Genomic DNA, 16699 nt, shown 5'->3' with positions numbered 1-16699 from the left:
CAAGCGAGTCTAACCAGCGGGCATGGGGGAACATGACGGTGGCGAGAGGAGCCGGTCATGGCCTTGTTCAAGAAGCGTACGGTCGGGAAGCCGGGCGAGTGGTACTACTGCCTCGTCCACAAGAAGGTCGAGGAAGGGCCGGAGTGCCCGGCCAAGGACCGCTTCGGGCCCTACGCCAGCAGGGAAGAGGCCCAGCATGCGATGGACCTGGCGCGCGAGCGCAACCTGGAGTGGGAGAACGACCCGCGGTGGCACGACGCCCCCACGGGGCCGGCGGACGACGCCTGATCAGCTCTCCGCGGGCGTCGGCGCCGGTGCGGCCGCCGCTGCCGCCGCCCGCTGCTCCCGCAGCCGTACCGCGTGCTCGTTCGTGCGCGCGTCGTACGCCATCAGCTTCGGCAGACACAGCGCCAGCAGCCCCACCGCGCCCACACACAGCAGCCCGCCCGACCAGACCGACGTCCTGACGCCCTTCCAGGCGGCGATGCCGCCCACATAGGTCTGGCCGAGCTGCGGGCCGACCGAGTACGACAGCAGCTCGATCCCGGCGAGCCGGCCGCGCAGCTCGTCCGGGATCGTCTGGTTCCACATCACCCCGCGGAAGATGCCGCTGACCATGTCGGCTGCGCCGCCCAGGGTGAGGAACAGCAGCACCAGCCAGACGTCACGGGTGACACCGGCGGCCGCGATCGCCACGCCCCACAGCGCCGCCGACAGCACCACGACCCGTCCGTGCCGGTGCACCCGGGACGTCCAGCCGCTGGTCAGGCTCACCAGCATCGCCCCCGCGGGGACGGCCGCGTACATCAGCCCGAGCGACCAGGGGGCGTTCAACTCGTCCGCGAGGAACGGCAGTACGGCGAGCGGCATCGCGAAGAGCATCGCCGCGATGTCGATGACGTACGTGCCGAGGAGCTCCTTGCGGCTCCAGGCGTACCGGGCGCCCTCAGCGATGGCCTTGAGGGACGGCTTCGCGGCCGCGTGGGAGGCGGGGGAGGGGGCGATGCCGAGCGTGAGCAGGACGGAGGCGACGAAGGTCAGCAGGTCCGTGCCGTACGCCCAGCCGAGCCCCGCGTACGCGACTACCACCCCGGCCAGCGCCGGGCCCGCGACGCCGCCGACCTGCCAGCGCAGCGCGTTCAGCGAGCCGGCGGCCGGGAGGTGTTCGTGCGCCACGATCCGGGGCCACAGGGCGTCCAGGGCAGGGCGCTGGACCGAGACGAGCGCGGAGGACAGGGCGGCGACGGCGTACAGCGGCCAGACCGCGGGGCTCGGCAGCAGCGCGTTGACCAGCAGCACCGCGCTCAGCAGGGCCTGCCCGGCCTCCGTCCACAGGATCAGCTTCCGCTTGTCGAGCGCGTCGGCGAGCGCGCCGCCGTACAGCCCGAACACCACCAACGGCACCAGCTCCACGGCACCGATCGCGCCGACCGCCGCCGCGGACCCGGTGAGCTCCTTGATCTGCACGGGCAGCGCGACGAACGTCAGAAAACTGCCGAAGGAGGAGATCAGCCCGGCCAGCCACAGCTTCCGGAAGTCGGCGGAGGCGTGCCAGGGGGCGAGGTCGGGGAGTACGGCGCGGAGCCGGGAGGGAGGAGCGGGGGTGGGGTCGGTGGGGCCGTCGTCCGTCACGAGGGGTCATGTTCGGGCGGGGAGGCGCGGGAGGCAAACGGTTTTGCGGGGCGGGGCCGGCCGGGCCGGGGACCGGCAGTCGGGTCAGTGGGCGGGCGAGGTCACCAGGGAGCGGGCGGCGGTGCGGTCAACGACTCCGCCAGCCGGGACAGGCGGTCGCGGAACCGTCGGCGGCCTCTCGGGGAAGGCAGCGCGTTCTCGCCGGCGGCCGCGCTCACCAGGTGCTGCACCGTGTCCAGGTCCAGCTCCGAGTCCTCGGACACGGCGAGCGTCTCGTGCGCCATCGCCGTCAGGTCCCCCTCGTCGGCGCCGAGCGCCAGCACCGTCGCCCCGGCCCGCCGGGCGTCGTGCACCCCTTCCAGAAGAGGCTCCCCGGGCCCTTCCGGCGACACCACCAGCAGCGTCTCCCCGCGCCGTGCCGCCGCCAACCGCCCGAGGCCCACCGCCAGATGCGCCGGGTCCGAGGCGCGCGCGGCATGCCGTACGAGGGTCGGGGCCAGCTCCGGCGTCCCCGACCACGCGGCCTCGTCCACCAGATGGGCCGCCAGATGCCACGGCTCGTACTCCGGCGTGCCGACCAGCAGCAGCCCGCCGCCGTGCCCCACCGCCGACGCCCGCAGCGCCCCCGCGAACCGCCGTGTGGCCCCCAACCACTCGGTCCCGGCGAGTACTTCGCGCAGCAACGCGACCCGTACGGCATCCATGCGACCGCATCCTGCCGCAATCGACCACTCGTGACCCGGAGTTCACCACGAATTCGCCCGACTTGGGCAAACCGATCCGTCACCCCGCACAACCGTCCGTGCCTCGCCGGCGGCCACCGGCGACCGAGCCGCGGCGACCGGCCATCCGAGGAGCCCTCCATGACAGAGACCAGCGTCCCCTTCCGCGCCCGTCACGAGGGCTACGCGAGCTTCCGCATCCCCGCCGTCGTCACCAGCTCCGCCGGAACCGTCCTCGCCTTCTGCGAGGGCCGGGTCGACTCCGCCGCCGACCACGGGCACATCGACATCGTGCTGAAGCGGTCGACGGACGGCGGCCGCACCTGGGGCCCCCTCGCGGTGGTCGCCGACAACAACTGGCACCTCGCCGGCAACCCGGCCCCCGTCGTCCTCGACACCGGGCGCATCCTGCTCGTCTACATCCGCAACCACGCAGGCGCGACCGAGGCCGGCATCCTGCGCGGCGAGGTGAGCGACGCCGACGGCCGCCGGATCTGGGTGCGCCACAGCGACGACGACGGCGTCACCTGGTCGAGCTCGCAGGAGATCACCGCGCAGGTGAAGCGGCCGGGATGGCGCTGGTACGCCACCACGCCCGGCCACGCGATCCAGCTCAGCAGCGGCCGGGTCGTCGTCCCCGCCAACCACACGATCCCGCCCACCGGCGACGACATCGGCACGGAGGCCCGGTACAACAGCGGCCACTGCCTGCTCAGCGACGACCGGGGTGCCACCTGGCGCATCGGCTACGTCGACGAGAACACCGACGGCTACGTCAACGTCAACGAGACCACCGCCGCCGAACTCCCCGACGGCCGCGTCTACTTCAACACGCGCAACGACTCGACGTCCCCCGGCAACCGCGCCGACGCGTACTCCGAGGACGGCGGCGCGACGCTGGTGAAGCCCTTCCGTCCGCAGGCCGGCCTGGTCGCCCCCATCTGCCAGGCCAGTGTCCTCCAGCTGCGCGACCCCGACCTCCTGCTCTTCTCCGGCCCCGCCGACCCCGCCGCCCGCGCCCTGATGACCATCCGCGCCTCCACCGACGGCGGCCTCACCTGGCGGTCCGCGCACACGGTGAACGGACTGCCCGCCGCGTACTCGGATCTCGCACGGATCGACGCCGACACGGTCGGACTCCTCTACGAGACCGGCGACTTCGGCCCGTACGAGAGCATCGCCTTCCGGCGGGTGCCCGTGACGCAGCTCACCTGATCCATCGGGGCGGGCGGGCCGGACGTAAAGTCGGCCCATGACCTCTACCGACAGTGCACAGCAGCCCACCGACGCCCCCGCGAAGGCCCCGGCCAAGGACCCCTGGGACCTTCCCGACGTATCCGGGCTCGTCGTCGGCGTGCTCGGTGGGACCGGGCCGCAGGGCAAGGGCCTCGCCTACCGGCTCGCCCGGGCCGGCCAGAAGGTGATCATCGGCTCGCGGGCGGCCGAGCGTGCCGAGGCCGCCGCCGAGGAGTTCGGGCACGGTGTCGAGGGTGCCGACAACGCCGAGTGCGCGCGACGCAGCGACATCGTGATCGTCGCCGTGCCGTGGGAGGGGCACGGCAAGACGCTGGAGTCCCTGCGCGAGGAGCTGGCCGGCAAGCTGGTCGTCGACTGCGTCAACCCGCTCGGCTTCGACAAGAAGGGCGCCTACGCGCTGAAGCCGGAGGAGGGCAGCGCCGCCGAGCAGGCCGCCGCCCTGCTGCCTGAGTCGCGGGTGACGGCGGCCTTCCATCACCTGTCGGCCGTGCTGCTCCAGGACCCGGAGATCGAGGAGATCGACACGGACGTCATGGTGCTCGGCGAGGTCCGCGCCGACGTCGAGATCGTCCAGGCGCTGGCCGGCCGCATCCCCGGCATGCGCGGCATCTTCGCGGGGCGGCTGCGCAACGCCCACCAGGTGGAGTCGCTGGTCGCGAACCTGATCTCGGTGAACCGGCGGTACAAGGCACACGCCGGGCTCCGCGTCACCGACGTATGAGGGGATGGGGGACACTGGTCGCCGTAGCAGTGTCCCCCGAAGGAGCCGACCGAAATGCCCCGCCTCGCCATCTATGCCCTGATCGTCTGTCTCCTCTCCGTGGCCGCGGCGGTCGTGTCCTTCGTGCAGGGCAGCCTTCTGGGGATCGTCTGGGTGCTGCTGGCGGGGCTGTCGTCCAACATGACCTGGTACTACCTGAGGCGCGGCAAGGCCGATCGGCGCAGCGGGTCCGTCACGGGCTGACCGAGCAGTAGGGATTGGCCTCCCGCCAGAAGCGGAACAGGTCGTAGCCGCAGTACGTGTCGACGTCGCCGATTCCCAGGCCGCGCAGGACCGCGTCGACCATGTCGAAGAACACGCCGTTGATCGCCGGCAGCCACAGCAGCGCGAACACGAACAGCAGGCCGAACGGGGCGAACGGCTCCACCTGGCGCCTGACCTTCTGGGACAGCCAGGGCTCGATGACGCCGTAGCCGTCCAGACCCGGGACCGGCAGGAAGTTCAGGATCGCGGCCGTGACCTGGAGCAGGGCGAGGAAGGCGAGCGCGAAGCGGAAGTCCCGGGGGACGCCGTCGAGGGCGTCCAGCCAGAACGGGGCGGTGCACACGACGGCGAACAGGACGTTGGTCAAGGGTCCCGCCGCCGAGATCAGGCTGTGCCGCCAGCGGCCCCGGATCCGCCCGCGCTCGATGAAGACGGCACCGCCGGGAAGTCCGATGCCGCCCATGATGACGAAGACGACCGGCAGCACGATGCTGAGCAGCGCGTGCGTGTACTTCAGCGGGTTGAGGGTGAGATAGCCCTTCGACCCGACCGAGATGTCGCCGCTGTGCAGGGCCGTACGCGCGTGTGCGTACTCGTGCAGACACAGGGACACGATCCAGGCGGCCGTCACGAACAGGAACACGGCCAGCCCGGGCTGCTCGGCGAACCCTGTCCAGGTGGCCCAGCCGGTCACCGCGGTGACGGCCAGGATCCCGACGAAGACGGGGCTGATCCGCCGTTCGCTGCGGCGGGTGAGGGCGGTGGTCATGGGGCTCCCTGGACTCTTGTACACGCGTCTCGTCCATGTGCGGGACCGCGTGGGGACTGCCCGACCGTACCGGGCGTACGGGGAAAACGTCTCGCGGTGGGGCGGTGGTTCCGGGGAGGGTGGGGGCATGGGGCTTTGGCATGTGTTCTACGCGGACTGGCAGATGGGGTGTTGCGGTACGCCCTTCAAGGTGGGGGACGAGGTCAGCTGGCCGCTGCTGTTCAGCTCCTCCGACGGCCTGCTCGGCGGCGGCTGGCACGACCAGCTCACCAAGGTCGTCGGCCCGGTGGAGGACATGCCGGGGGACGAGGGCGGGGTGCGGGTCCTACGGGACGAGAACGGACTCGTGGTCGCCCTGCACGAGCATCCGGTCGGCGTCCTGGCGCAGGAGGAGCTGGGCGACGTGCGGCCCGGGGACGTGCTGCGTCTCGTCGGGCTGCTCACGGCCGAGTTCCACGGAGATCCCGACCTGCCCGAGACCCGTGGCTGGGTCCGGGCGATCCAGGTGCTGAGGCAGGGGTTCGGGGAGGTGGCGCCGGGTTCGCTCACGCGGGAGCCGGATGCCGGGGACCGGTCGCTGCGGTCGGTGTGGGAGTGCCCGAAGTGGTTCGCGGACGCCGACGCGGGCGTGATCGTGACCCTGGAGGTACCCGGCACCGACTCCTGGCTGTCGCACGCCGTGCGCGAGGCCCGGGGCATCCCGCACACGGCACCCGGCAGAGAGGTGACGGGCCTCGCACCGGCCGCCCTGGCGGAGCTGCTGGCGACCCTGAGCACGGTCCCGGAACCGGGGTGAGGGCGCCGTACTCCGGATACGCCGCCTCCGGACACCCTGCCCCCGTACCTCCGCACACGCCGCGCCCCCCAACCCTGTGACCGCCCCCGAACCCACCAGAGACAATGGACCCCGTGCGCTATCGCATCCTCGGCACCACCCAGGCCCTTCGCCCCGACGGCACCCCCGTTCCGGTGGGCGGGGCACGGTTGCGTGCCCTGCTGACCGTGCTGGCGTTGCGGGGCAGGCGTACCGTGCCCGCGAGTCTGCTGGTCGACGAGGTGTGGGACGGCGATCCGCCGGCCGACGCGACGGGCGCGCTGCAGGCCCTCGTCGGCCGGCTGCGGCGGGTGCTGGGCGCGGACGCGGTGGTGTCGGCCGAGGGCGGCTACCGCCTCGCCGCGGCGCCCGACGACATCGACCTGCACCGCTTCGAGCGCCTCGCCGGTGAGGGCATGCGCGCGTTGGCCGACGGCGACCCCGCCAAGGCCGCCGTCGCCCTCGACGACGCCCTCGGCCTGTGGCACGGCCCCGCCCTCGCCGACCTCCCCGACCGCACCGCCGAGGCGGCCCGCCAGGAGACCCGGCGCCTCGACGCCCTGCGGGCCCGCCACACCGCCGCCCTCGCCCTGGGCCACGCCGAGCAGTCCCTGCCCGAGCTGACCGCCCTGTGCGACACCCACCCCCTGGACGAGTCCCTGCAGGCCCTGCGCCTGCGCGCCCTGCGCGACGCGGACCGCACGGCAGAGGCACTGGCCGCCTACGAGGACGTACGACGACTGCTGGCGGACCGGCTGGGCGCCGACCCCGGGCCGGAACTGCGGGCGCTGCACGGGGAGTTGCTTCAGCCGGAGGAGGGCCCGGAGTCCGAGAGCGCGGGGGCGTTCGGCAGGGGGTCGGGTTGGGTCGAGGCTGGTGGGGCGAAGGGTGCCGAGCAGGTCGGGGGAGGGGGCCGTGCCGGCAACCTCCGAGCCCGCCTCACCTCCTTCGTCGGCCGGGAAGCGGACATCGACGCCATCCGCGGCGATCTGACCACCGCCCGCCTGGTCACCCTGCTGGGCCCCGGCGGCGCCGGTAAGACCCGGCTGTCGCAGGAGGCCGCCGAGAAGGTGCGGGATGCCGCGCCGGACGGGGTGTGGCTGGCCGAGCTCGCGCCGGTCGACGACCCGCAGGCCGTACCGGAGGCCGTGCTCACCGCCGTCGGCGCACGGGAGACCGTGCTGTACGGCGCCGGTGCCGAGGCCATGCGGGCCGGCACCGACCGGCACGACGACCCCCTCGAGCGGCTCGCCGAGCACTGCGGCAAGCGCCGCATGCTGCTGATCCTCGACAATTGCGAGCATGTCGTCGAGGCCGCCGCCCGCCTCGTGGAGGAGCTGCTGGAGCGCTGCCCGCAGCTGACCGTGCTCGCCACGAGTCGTGAACCTCTCGGCGTACCGGGGGAGTTGCTGCGGCCCGTCGACCCCCTCCCCGAGCCGGTCGCGCTGCGGCTGCTCGCCGACCGGGGCTCCGCGGCCAGGCCGGGGTTCCGGATCGACGCCGACGAGGAGACCGCCGCGGCGTGCGCCGAGATCTGCCGGCGCCTCGACGGCCTTCCCCTCGCCATCGAGCTCGCGGCCGCCCGGCTCCGCATGCTGACGCCACGTCAGATCGCCGACCGGCTCGACAACCGCTTCCGGCTGCTCACCTCGGGCAGCCGTACCGTCCTGCCCCGCCAGCAGACCCTCCGCGCGGTCGTCGACTGGTCCTGGGATCTGCTGGACGAGGACGAGCGGGACGTGCTGTGCGGGCTGTCCGTCTTCGCCGGCGGCTGTGATCTCGCCGCCGCCGAGGCCGTGTGCGGACCCGTCGCGCTGGAGGCGCTCGGCTCGCTCGTCGACAAGTCCCTGGTGGTGGCGGCCCCTTCGGGCGACGGGGAGATGCGCTACCGGCTCCTGGAGACCGTCGCCGAGTACGCCGCCGAACGGCTCGACGAGGCCGGCCGGCGGGCGCAGACCGAGCGCGCGCATCTGACGTACTACCGCGAACTCGCCCGCACCAGCGAGCCTTCGCTGCGCGGCGCCGGGCAGCTCGCCGTCATCCGCCGGTTCGAGCGCGAGAGCGAGAACATCCGCGCCGCCCTGCACCACGCCGTGGCCGTGCGCGACGAGCAGGAGGCGATGTGCCTGGTGCTCTCGATGGCCTGGTACTGGCTGATGCGCGACCAGCGCATCGTCGCCCGCAACTGGTCCCGGGAGGTCCAGGACCTCGGCCCCGACCCCTTCGGCGAGCCCGTTCGGCCCGCCGCCCCGGTGTGGGAGCGCTGCATCGCCACTCCGCCGCCCTGGACCGGCGAGGTCCTCGCCGAGGCCCGGCGCAGCGTCCATCTGGTCCATCTCGCCTGTATGGACACGGAGTTGGAGCGCTGGCAGTCGCCCGAGGGGCAGCGGAAACTGCGCGCCGTCGGCGAGACGTACCGGCCCGGACTGCCCCAGGGGTGCCGTTTCCCCGGCTCCCTGTGGTTCTACGCCGTCCTGCTCACCGGGGACATGGCACGGGTGCGGACGATCATCGACGCCGCCGTCGACACCTGCCGGGGCGTGCCCGGATACGAGTGGGACCTCGCCGCCAATCTGCAGATGCGGGCCAATCTGCTCGCCAACCGCACCGAGTGGGCGGGTGACGCCACCCGCGACGCCGACGAGTCGCTGGCGATCTACCGCCGCCTCGGCGACCGATGGGGCACCGCGGAGGCACTCGCCGCTCGCGCCGAGGCACATGAGCGCAGGGGCGAGTACCGCGTGGCCGCCGCGGACTACGAGGCGGCGCTCGAACGCGCCGAGCACCTCGGCGCCCGCGGCCACACGGGTGTGCTCAGCGCCCGGCTCGGCAGCGTCCTCATCGAGGCGGGCGAGGCCGAGCGGGGGGAGCGTCTGCTGCGCGAGGTCCTCGACCAGGCGAGCGGCCCGAACGACCAGTCGATGCCCTTCGCCCGGCTGATCCTGGCCGGCCGACTCGGCCTGACCGGCCGGATCCCGGAGGCGCGTGAGCAACTGCGGCTGCTGCGCGAGCAGTTCAAGATCGCCCACTTCATCGTCTTCGACGCCTTCATCCTCGGCTCGGAGGCCTGGCTGGACGCGGCCGACGGGCGCTACCCGGAGTCCCTGGAGCGGATCAGGGGCGCGCTGGAACGCGCCGAGGACCCGCTGTCCGAGGCCATCGCCCCGCAGATGCGCTCGGGCTATCTGACCATGGCCGCCTACTCCCTCGCCCGTGTCGACGGCGGCGGCCGGGCCCTGGACGCCGCCCGCTGTCTCGGCGCCGCGGACGCGCTGCTGCCGCCCCGGCATGTCGCGACGTCCCATGAGCGCCATGTGTACGAGCGGGCGGTGCGGCACACGCGCGCGGTGCTCGGCGACTCGGCGTACGAGGCGGCGTACGCGGAGGGCGGCGGCCTGCCCTTCCGGGAGGCCGCCGCCCTGGTGTGACGCGTGCACCGGCGCTTCGTATCGGATGTCCGTCGGCCGTGTCAGCCGGCCGTCCGTCAGCTCTTCGTGCGGAACTTGTGGATCGCGATCGGCGCCATGACCGCCGTGAGCCCCAGCGACCAGGCGACGGTCACCCACACGTCCTGCGCGATCGGGCCGTTGCCGCCCACCATCAGCCCGCGCGCGGCGTCCGCGAGCGAGGACAGCGGGTTGACGTCGGTGAAGGACTGCAGCCAGCCCGGCATCGAGTCGGTCGGCGCGAAGATCGACGAGCCGAACTGGAGCGGCATCAGCACCAGGAAGCCCAGTCCCTGCACGGACTGCGCGTTCTTCAGCACCACGCCGAGGGTGAGGAACACCCACATGAGCGCCGAGCCGAACAGCGCGGCCAGCGCCACCGCCGCGAGCAGCCCGCCCCAGTCGGTGATGTCGAAGCCGACCAGGACGCCGACGATCAGCATGATCGTGGTCGCGATCATCATCCGCAGCAGCTCCACCGCGATCTTGGCGAAGAGCACCGAGCCCCGCCCGATCGGCAGCGACCGGAAGCGGTCCATGACGCCGGTGTTGAAGTCCTGGTTGAACCCGGTCCCCACCGACATGGCCATGCTCATGCCCATCATGGCCATCATCCCGGGCACGACGTACTGCACGTACTGCTCCTGGCCGCCGCCGAGCGCCTGCCCGATGGATCCGCCGAAGACGTACACGAACAGCAGCGTGAAGACGATCGGCATCAGGATGGCGTCGAACATCGACTCCGGGTCCTGCCGGATCCACAGCAGGTTGCGGCGCACCAGCGCACCGGTGTGCCGCAGATGCGACCGCAGCGGGATGCGGACGTCGGTGGCGTTCGGGTTTGTCGTGGTCGTCGCTGTGGTCGTTGCGGCGCTCATACGGCGACCTCCTGGCGGTCGTCGGCGGGCACGGCGTCCTGGGGGGCACTGGCGCGGTGGCCGGTGAGGGACAGGAACACCTCGTCCAGGCTGGGCAGTTCGGTGGTGATGGAGGCGAGGGTGACGCCGCGCGCGGTGATGGCGCCGACGATCGCGGTGAGCTGCTCGTCGCTGAGGACCGGGACGAGCAGGGTGCCGCTCTCGCTGTCCACGGTGGTGGTGGCGAGCCCGGTGATGCCGAGCTCGTCCAGGTAGCCGGCGAGCGGCCGCAACTGCAGGGGATCGGTCGGCCGGACACGCAGGGTCCGCCCGCCGACCTTGGCCTTGAGCTCCTCGATCCCGCCGCCCGCGATGACCTTGCCCCGGTCGACGACCGTCAGCTCGGAGGCGAGCTGCTCTGCCTCCTCCATGTACTGGGTGGTCAGCAGCACCGTCACCCCGCCGCCGACCATGGCCTTGACCTCGTCCCACACCTCGTTGCGGGTGCGCGGGTCGAGCCCCGTGGTCGGCTCGTCGAGGAACAGCACCGAGGGCCGCCCGATCATGGACGCGGCGAGGTCGAGCCGCCGCCGCATACCGCCGGAGTAGGTGCCGGCGGGCCGCTTGGCGGCCTCGGTCAGCGAGAACCGCTCCAGCAGTTCGTCGGCACGCGTGCGTGCCTCCTTGCGGGGCAGGTCGAGCAGCCGCCCGATGAGGTAGAGGTTCTCCCACCCGGGGAGCTTCTCGTCGACCGAGGCGTACTGCCCGGTCAGCCCGATCACCCGGCGCAGCTGCCGAGGCTGCCGCAGGACGTCGTACCCGGCGACGGTGGCCTGGCCGGCGGTCGGGGCCAGCAGCGTGGACAGGATCCGCACCAGGGTGGTCTTCCCGGCGCCGTTCGGGCCGAGCACGCCCATGACGGTGCCCTCGCGCACCGTGAGGTCAACACCGTCCAGAGCCTTGGTCTCGCCGTAGTGCTTGACCAACCCCCGCACGGACACGGCGCTGCTCACGCCGTCGGGGTTCTTGTCGATTCGCGTCATGCCCACGACGGTGTCAGGGGCCACCGACAAACGACCGACAGATCACCGACAGGACCTACAGGACACCGACAGCCCCGAGGGCGGGGCACGACGAAGTCCCGCGGACGGGATACGACGAAGGGGCGGCCGGTGACCATCACCGGCCGCCCCTCCTCGTCGGGAGCGTTCAGGGCTCAGCGCTCAACCATCTCCGCCTGCTGCGGAACATGCCCCGCGACCACGCGCTCCCGCCCGGCCCGCGGAGCGACCCGGCGCCGGTCCACCGCCCACGCGGCACCGGCGACCCCCAGCCCGAGCACGGCCAGCGCCGCGCCCGCCAGCGCCGGTGACGTCACGCCGAAGCCGGCGGCGAGGGCCAGGCCGCCGATCCAGGCGCCGCCCGCGTTGGCGAGGTTGAAGGCGGCCTGGTTGGCCGAGGAGGCCAGGGACGGGGCCGACGAGGCCTTCTCCATGACCATCAGGTTGAGGGGGGAGCCGGTCACGAAGGCCGCCATGCCGAGCAGGGCCACCGCCAGGGCGGCGCTCCACGCCGTGGACATCATGAGCGGGAACAGGGCCAGGACCGCGGCCAGCGAGAGCAGGCCGCCGAACAGCGTCCTGCGCATCGCGTGGTCCGCCAGCCGCCCGCCCAGCAGGTTGCCGACGGTCGCGCCCACTCCGAACAGCGCGAGCAGCAGCGTCACGCTGGCGTCGGCGTATCCGGCGGAGTCGGTCAGCATCGGCGTGACGTAGCTGTACGCCGCGAAGAGTGCGCCGAAGCCCGCGACCGTCGTGCCGAGCGCCAGCCACACCGGCAGGGACTTCAGCGCGGCCAGCTCGCCCCGCAGCCCGGCGGACGGCGCCGGCACCCGGTCGCGCGGGATCAGCAGCGCGAGCGAGGCGATCGCGGCCAGGCCGATCGCGCTGACGCCCAGGAAGGTCGCCCGCCAGCCCAGGTTCTGCCCGACGAGCGTGGCGACCGGCACGCCCGCGATGTTGGCGACGGTCAGTCCGAGGAACATCAGGGACACCGAGCGCGCCTTGCGCTCGGGCGCGACCAGGCTCGTGGCCACCACCGCGCCGACGCCGAAGAAGGCACCGTGCGGCAGACCGCTCACGAAGCGGGCCACGAGCAGCCAGGAGTTGTCCGGCGCGAAGGCCGACGCCGCGTTGCCCACCACGAACAGCGCCATCAGGCCGATCAGGACCGTACGGCGGGGCATGCGCGCCGTCACAGCGGCCAGCAGCGGGGCGCCGATGACGACACCCAGCGCATACGCCGAGACCAGATGCCCGGCGGAGGGGATGGAGATGTCCAGGTCGTTCGCGACTTCGGGCAGCAGGCCCATCATCACGAACTCGGTCGTACCTATGCCGAAGGCGCCGACGGCCAGGGCGAGCAGGGCCAGGGGCATGAAGAGAGCCGTGCCTTTCGAGGGGGAGCGGAGTTCCGTACCAAGCTTATGTTCAGCTCCGGAACAAACGCGCCCGACCCCAGTATTCCTCCGGTTACGAGGACGTGTCGACCTTCACACGAGCGGCCACGGGAAGGTGGTCGCTCCCCGTCTCCGGCAGCGTCCACGAGCTCTCCGGCTCCACGCCCTTCACCATGATCTGGTCGATCCGCGCCATCGGGAACGACGCCGGCCAGCTGAACCCGAACCCGCTGCCCGAGGCGCCCTGCGTGGAGCGCATCTGGGCGGTGACGGCCCGGAGCGAACGGTCGTTCATCGTGCCGTTCAGATCGCCGAGCAGGACCACCCGCTCCAGCGGCTCGTCGGCGATGGCCTCGCCCAGCGCGTCGGCGCTCTTGTCGCGCTGCCGGGCGGTGAACCCGGCCTCGATCTTCACCCGCACCGACGGCAGATGGGCGACGTACACCGCGACCTGCCCGGACGGCGTGGCCACCACGGCCCGCATGGCGCGCGTCCAGCCCAGCTTGATGTCGACGGGCTTGACGCCGCTCAGCGGGTACTTGCTCCACAGGCCGACGGTGCCCTGCACCGAGTGGTACTCGTACGTGGCGGCCAGCGCCTTCTCGTACGTCGGGACCGCCGTGGCCGTCAGCTCCTCCAGGGCCACCACGTCCGCGCCGGACGCGGCCACGTCCCGGGCGGTGCCGGACGGATCGGCGTTGTCCGCGTTGACGTTGTGCGTGGCCACCGTGAGGTCGCCGCCGGCGCCGGTCCGGTCGACGAGGAGGCCGCCGAAGAGGTTCAGCCACACGATCGCCGGGAGCAGCACGGCGATGAGCGCGGTCGCGGACTTCCGTACCAGGGCCAGCAGGAGCAGCACCGGGACGAGCAGGCCCAGCCAGGGCAGGAACGTCTCGGTGAGGCTGCCGAGGTTGCCGACCGCGTTCGGGATCTGCGCGTGCAGCGCCATCACCAGGGCGAGGAGCACGGCGCAGGCGGCCAGCACGATGCCGCGCCGCCAGATGCGCCGGTCGCCGCGCCAGCCCGCGAACAGGCGGCTCTCCTTCAGGCGGTTCGTCAGGCGCCGAAGCCCGGATTCCCGGCGCTCGGGCCCCGAGCCTCCGTTGTCCGTCTCCGTCACGTACGCCTGCTGCGCCATACCGTCGCCTCACTACCTGCCGTGCACACCGTCGTCCCCCCGCGCCCAGAGAAACCCTAGGGGATGATCGGCTCCGTTCCTGCCGTACTCATGACGGCCGTACGGGGGCGAGGACGTACAAGTCGCCGTCAGGAGTTCCGGATGCGGCGGGGGAAAGCGCGCTCTGTGACGAAACGCGCACATGCGATCTACGGCGTGCGCGAACTGACGGGCCGTAGACCCTCGAGCACGGCGTCGACGATCTGTTCCGGCACACGCGCGCGTTCTGCTCAGCGGCCGCCAACTCCCGTTCGCATTCGTATTTTCCCTCCTGAGAATCGCCAGCCGTCGTGCCGCAGGTCCGGTACCGGGCACCATGTCGCATACAGGTACGTGGATCGAATGCGTGACCTCTTCGCGGGGGTGTCGTTGATCGGATGACAGCACTACGGGCTGGAAGCTGGCGCTGAGCGAGGGGGAGACTTCCCGCGCCGCTTGGGCCCGTGTCCTGCTTCGCACCGCGGCTGATGAGAGAACCGGGGATGTCCTCACCGCCTCGGTGCTGGCTCAGCGGGTGGGCTGGGCAGCCGCTCTGGTCTCCGGCATGACCAGTGAGCTCCTGGCCGGGCACGGGAAGGCCGCCGACGTGGACACGCTGGCCTCCGGTGTCGATACCCAAGGGCGGAAACTGCCGTCGAATGCGTGGATGGCGCTGCGGCGTCTGGGCTGGAGTCCCGCCCCGTGGCAGTCGACCAGGCCCTCAGCGTCGACGCGAGCGTGATCTACGTCGAGGACCTCCGGTCGATGGAGGCCCGCGGCATGGGCCGCACCCTCAACACGCGCCTCTCCCAGCAGGTACGCGGGCGGATCGTGGAACGGATGCGGCACCTGGCCGCCGAGGTGGGCATCGCCGTCGTCACCGTCCCCGCGCGTGGCACCTCCCGGCACTGCCCCCGCTGCCTCGCCCCTCTGCGCCACCGCAAGGCCCCCGACCGCCCCACCACACCCGGCTGGAAGTGGGCCCTGTGCCCCAGCCCCGGCTGCAGCTGGCAGGGCGATCGCGACACCGGAGCCTGGCAGCGTATCGCCGCACGTGGCCTGGCCCATCAGACCAAGACCGTCACCGACCGCACCACCGGGGCCATGGCCATCCGCTCGGTGGTCGACGAACTCGAAGCCATCGCCGTGGTCAACCGGGCCACTGTACAGACCCGCCGGAAGGACCGGACCAAGAACGGACCGACCCGGCGCCCTCCCACACGCCCAGCGCCCAGGCGACGCAGGGCACCCTCCCCCACCGGACCCTCGGGACCGGCGGGCCGGCGTCCGGAGGGACACGCACCAACGGGCCGGAGACCGCTGCCCCGAGCAGCCCACCGGCACCAGGGCGTGACGACGATCAGCACACCCACCAACCGGCACCGGCCACGAGGCGCGGCGCGAGGCGCGGGCTTCCACCTGCATGCTCATGCCTCGCCTCCACGGTGGGCGGGACCCGTGCCGGACACTTCGTCCTGCATGGGATCGCCAAACTGATCAGAGACGCTGAGCATCAGCACGCGCCGCGCATCTGCACGGGGCGGAACTCACAGAGAGGGGCCTGGCCCTCCCTGGCACGAAGTGCCACCATGGAGACGGTCCGGGGACGCCGTAAGGGCGCCTCGAGATGACAGAAGGAGCCGTTGCAATGACGCAGCTTTCGGCTGCCCAGACGCCTCAGGCGAAGCCCTCCGACGGCAGCAAGGCGCTGTACGGGGGGAAGGGCACACGCCGCATCACCGTTCGCGACATCGCCCTCGCCAAGGAGCGGGGCGAGAAGTGGCCCATGCTCACCGCGTACGACGCGATGACCGCGTCCGTGTTCGACGAGGCCGGTATCCCGGTCATGCTCGTCGGTGACTCGGCGGGCAACTGTCACCTGGGATACGACACCACGGTGCCGGTGACGCTCGACGAGATGACGATGCTCTCCGCGGCCGTCGTACGCGGCACGTCCCGCGCCCTGATCGTCGGCGACCTGCCCTTCGGCTCCTACCAGGAGGGCCCGGTGCAGGCGCTGCGCTCGGCGACCCGGCTGGTGAAGGAGGCCGGGGTCGGCGCGGTCAAGCTGGAGGGCGGCGAGCGGTCGCACGAACAGATCCGGCTGCTGGTCGAGTCCGGCATCCCGGTGATGGCCCACATCGGCCTGACCCCGCAGTCCGTCAACGCCATGGGCTACCGCGTCCAGGGCCGCGGCGAGGAGGCGGCCGCGCAGCTCCTGCGGGACGCCAAGTCGGTCCAGGACGCGGGCGCGTTCGCGGTCGTCCTGGAGCTGGTGCCGGCGGAGCTGGCGGCCGAGGTGACGCGCACGCTGCACATCCCGACGGTCGGCATCGGCGCCGGACCGGAGACCGACGCGCAGGTCCTGGTCTGGACGGACATGCTGGGCCTGACCGGCGGCCGGGTCCCCAAGTTCGTCAAGCAGTACGCCGACCTCCGCGAGGTCATGGGCAACGCGGCGAAGGCGTTCGCGGAGGACGTGGTCGGCGGAACGTTCCCGCTGGAGGAGCACTCCGTCCACTGAGCCCTTCCGGGCACCCGCCCCTGAACCACTGCGGCACCACAGCGCCCCGCCGATCTTCCCCCGTCGGCGGGGCGCCCCG

The 16699-nt window shown here is 72.4% G+C and carries 15 protein-coding genes; 8 read left to right on the top strand and 7 right to left on the bottom strand.

From position 1 onward, the window contains the following. The first annotated feature begins 57 nt into the window (after positions 1 to 57). Complete coding sequence (locus IF78_RS0133775; protein WP_031476571.1) at positions 58 to 288, top strand: hypothetical protein; 231 nt, start codon at positions 58 to 60, stop codon at positions 286 to 288. On the opposite strand, the gene IF78_RS0133770 is transcribed toward IF78_RS0133775, so the two are convergent. Together IF78_RS0133770 and IF78_RS0133765 are read right to left on the bottom strand one after the other, a co-directional pair. Next, complete coding sequence (locus tag IF78_RS0133770) at positions 289 to 1632, bottom strand: MFS transporter (RefSeq protein WP_031476573.1); 1344 nt, start codon at positions 1630 to 1632, stop codon at positions 289 to 291. A 101-nt stretch (positions 1633 to 1733) separates the two neighbouring features. Beyond that, on the bottom strand, positions 1734 to 2336 hold the full coding sequence (locus IF78_RS0133765; RefSeq protein ID WP_031476575.1) for a hypothetical protein: 603 nt from the start codon (positions 2334 to 2336) through the stop codon (positions 1734 to 1736). Positions 2337 to 2495: 159 nt separating this feature from the next. Here IF78_RS0133765 and IF78_RS0133760 point away from each other — a divergent pair, with 159 nt between their 5' ends. From IF78_RS0133760 to IF78_RS0133750, 3 genes are read left to right on the top strand one after another with little or no spacing between them, the layout of a single operon-like run. Continuing rightward, positions 2496 to 3569 carry a sialidase family protein gene (locus IF78_RS0133760; protein ID WP_031476577.1) on the top strand — a complete coding sequence of 358 codons (1074 nt, stop codon included), beginning with the start codon at positions 2496 to 2498 and terminating at the stop codon, positions 3567 to 3569. Between the two features lie 37 nt (positions 3570 to 3606). After that, the gene (gene npdG / locus IF78_RS0133755; RefSeq protein WP_031476578.1) at positions 3607 to 4332 is read left to right on the top strand and encodes an NADPH-dependent F420 reductase; all 726 of its coding nucleotides are present in this window, start codon (positions 3607 to 3609) and stop codon (positions 4330 to 4332) included. Positions 4333 to 4386: 54 nt separating this feature from the next. Beyond that, entirely contained in the window at positions 4387 to 4575 is a 189-nt protein-coding gene (locus tag IF78_RS0133750) for a hypothetical protein (RefSeq protein WP_031476580.1), read from the top strand. On the opposite strand, the gene IF78_RS0133745 is transcribed toward IF78_RS0133750, so the two are convergent. Further along, positions 4565 to 5365 (bottom strand): site-2 protease family protein, encoded by an 801-nt coding sequence (locus IF78_RS0133745; RefSeq protein ID WP_031476582.1) that lies wholly within the window; start codon positions 5363 to 5365, stop codon positions 4565 to 4567. The two genes, IF78_RS0133750 and IF78_RS0133745, sit on opposite strands and share 11 nt — an antisense overlap. A gap of 127 nt (positions 5366 to 5492) precedes the next feature. On the opposite strand from IF78_RS0133745, the gene IF78_RS0133740 reads away from it, so the two are divergent. Then, positions 5493 to 6161, top strand: coding sequence for a DUF6578 domain-containing protein (locus tag IF78_RS0133740; RefSeq protein ID WP_031476584.1), 669 nt, complete (start codon positions 5493 to 5495; stop codon positions 6159 to 6161). A gap of 104 nt (positions 6162 to 6265) precedes the next feature. Continuing rightward, entirely contained in the window at positions 6266 to 9607 is a 3342-nt protein-coding gene (locus IF78_RS0133735; protein ID WP_031476586.1) for an AfsR/SARP family transcriptional regulator, read from the top strand. 56 nt (positions 9608 to 9663) lie between these two features. On the opposite strand, the gene IF78_RS0133730 is transcribed toward IF78_RS0133735, so the two are convergent. The 4 genes from IF78_RS0133730 to IF78_RS0133715 form a co-directional block, all read right to left on the bottom strand. Further along, positions 9664 to 10503: an ABC transporter permease gene (locus tag IF78_RS0133730; RefSeq protein ID WP_031476587.1), complete on the bottom strand. Its 840-nt coding sequence runs from the start codon at positions 10501 to 10503 to the stop codon at positions 9664 to 9666. Further along, positions 10500 to 11525: an ATP-binding cassette domain-containing protein gene (locus tag IF78_RS0133725; RefSeq protein ID WP_031476588.1), complete on the bottom strand. Its 1026-nt coding sequence runs from the start codon at positions 11523 to 11525 to the stop codon at positions 10500 to 10502. Before IF78_RS0133725 ends, IF78_RS0133730 begins: the two co-directional genes overlap by 4 nt. 173 nt (positions 11526 to 11698) lie before the next feature. Beyond that, positions 11699 to 12919, bottom strand: coding sequence for an MFS transporter (locus tag IF78_RS0133720; RefSeq protein ID WP_031476590.1), 1221 nt, complete (start codon positions 12917 to 12919; stop codon positions 11699 to 11701). Positions 12920 to 13013: 94 nt separating this feature from the next. Next, positions 13014 to 14078 carry an endonuclease/exonuclease/phosphatase family protein gene (locus IF78_RS0133715; RefSeq protein WP_031476592.1) on the bottom strand — a complete coding sequence of 355 codons (1065 nt, stop codon included), beginning with the start codon at positions 14076 to 14078 and terminating at the stop codon, positions 13014 to 13016. Between the two features lie 720 nt (positions 14079 to 14798). On the opposite strand from IF78_RS0133715, the gene IF78_RS0133710 reads away from it, so the two are divergent. Together IF78_RS0133710 and panB are read left to right on the top strand one after the other, a co-directional pair. Further along, positions 14799 to 15593: a zinc ribbon domain-containing protein gene (locus tag IF78_RS0133710; protein ID WP_234439702.1), complete on the top strand. Its 795-nt coding sequence runs from the start codon at positions 14799 to 14801 to the stop codon at positions 15591 to 15593. Positions 15594 to 15744: 151 nt separating this feature from the next. After that, complete coding sequence (panB, locus tag IF78_RS0133705) at positions 15745 to 16620, top strand: 3-methyl-2-oxobutanoate hydroxymethyltransferase (RefSeq protein ID WP_031476595.1); 876 nt, start codon at positions 15745 to 15747, stop codon at positions 16618 to 16620. The last annotated feature ends 79 nt before the right edge of the window (positions 16621 to 16699 follow it).

This window comes from Streptomyces bicolor, from assembly GCF_000719285.1.
Taxonomy (GTDB): domain Bacteria; phylum Actinomycetota; class Actinomycetes; order Streptomycetales; family Streptomycetaceae; genus Streptomyces; species Streptomyces bicolor.
This window is presented reverse-complemented; position numbering and strand designations above follow the sequence as displayed.

What these genes read in the sequence shown, in the direction of transcription:
- IF78_RS0133725 (WP_031476588.1), bottom strand. Translation starts at nt 11,525, where the DNA reads ATGACGCGAATCGACAAGAACCCCGACGGCGTGAGCAGCGCCGTGTCC.
- IF78_RS0133720 (WP_031476590.1), bottom strand. Translation starts at nt 12,919, where the DNA reads ATGCCCCTGGCCCTGCTCGCCCTGGCCGTCGGCGCCTTCGGCATAGGT.
- IF78_RS0133735 (WP_031476586.1), top strand. Translation starts at nt 6,266, where the DNA reads ATGGACCCCGTGCGCTATCGCATCCTCGGCACCACCCAGGCCCTTCGC.
- IF78_RS0133745 (WP_031476582.1), bottom strand. Translation starts at nt 5,365, where the DNA reads ATGACCACCGCCCTCACCCGCCGCAGCGAACGGCGGATCAGCCCCGTC.
- panB (WP_031476595.1), top strand. Translation starts at nt 15,745, where the DNA reads ATGACGCAGCTTTCGGCTGCCCAGACGCCTCAGGCGAAGCCCTCCGAC.
- IF78_RS0133750 (WP_031476580.1), top strand. Translation starts at nt 4,387, where the DNA reads ATGCCCCGCCTCGCCATCTATGCCCTGATCGTCTGTCTCCTCTCCGTG.
- IF78_RS0133740 (WP_031476584.1), top strand. Translation starts at nt 5,493, where the DNA reads ATGGGGCTTTGGCATGTGTTCTACGCGGACTGGCAGATGGGGTGTTGC.
- IF78_RS0133775 (WP_031476571.1), top strand. Translation starts at nt 58, where the DNA reads ATGGCCTTGTTCAAGAAGCGTACGGTCGGGAAGCCGGGCGAGTGGTAC.
- IF78_RS0133760 (WP_031476577.1), top strand. Translation starts at nt 2,496, where the DNA reads ATGACAGAGACCAGCGTCCCCTTCCGCGCCCGTCACGAGGGCTACGCG.
- IF78_RS0133730 (WP_031476587.1), bottom strand. Translation starts at nt 10,503, where the DNA reads ATGAGCGCCGCAACGACCACAGCGACGACCACGACAAACCCGAACGCC.
- IF78_RS0133765 (WP_031476575.1), bottom strand. Translation starts at nt 2,336, where the DNA reads ATGGATGCCGTACGGGTCGCGTTGCTGCGCGAAGTACTCGCCGGGACC.
- IF78_RS0133715 (WP_031476592.1), bottom strand. Translation starts at nt 14,078, where the DNA reads ATGGCGCAGCAGGCGTACGTGACGGAGACGGACAACGGAGGCTCGGGG.
- npdG (WP_031476578.1), top strand. Translation starts at nt 3,607, where the DNA reads ATGACCTCTACCGACAGTGCACAGCAGCCCACCGACGCCCCCGCGAAG.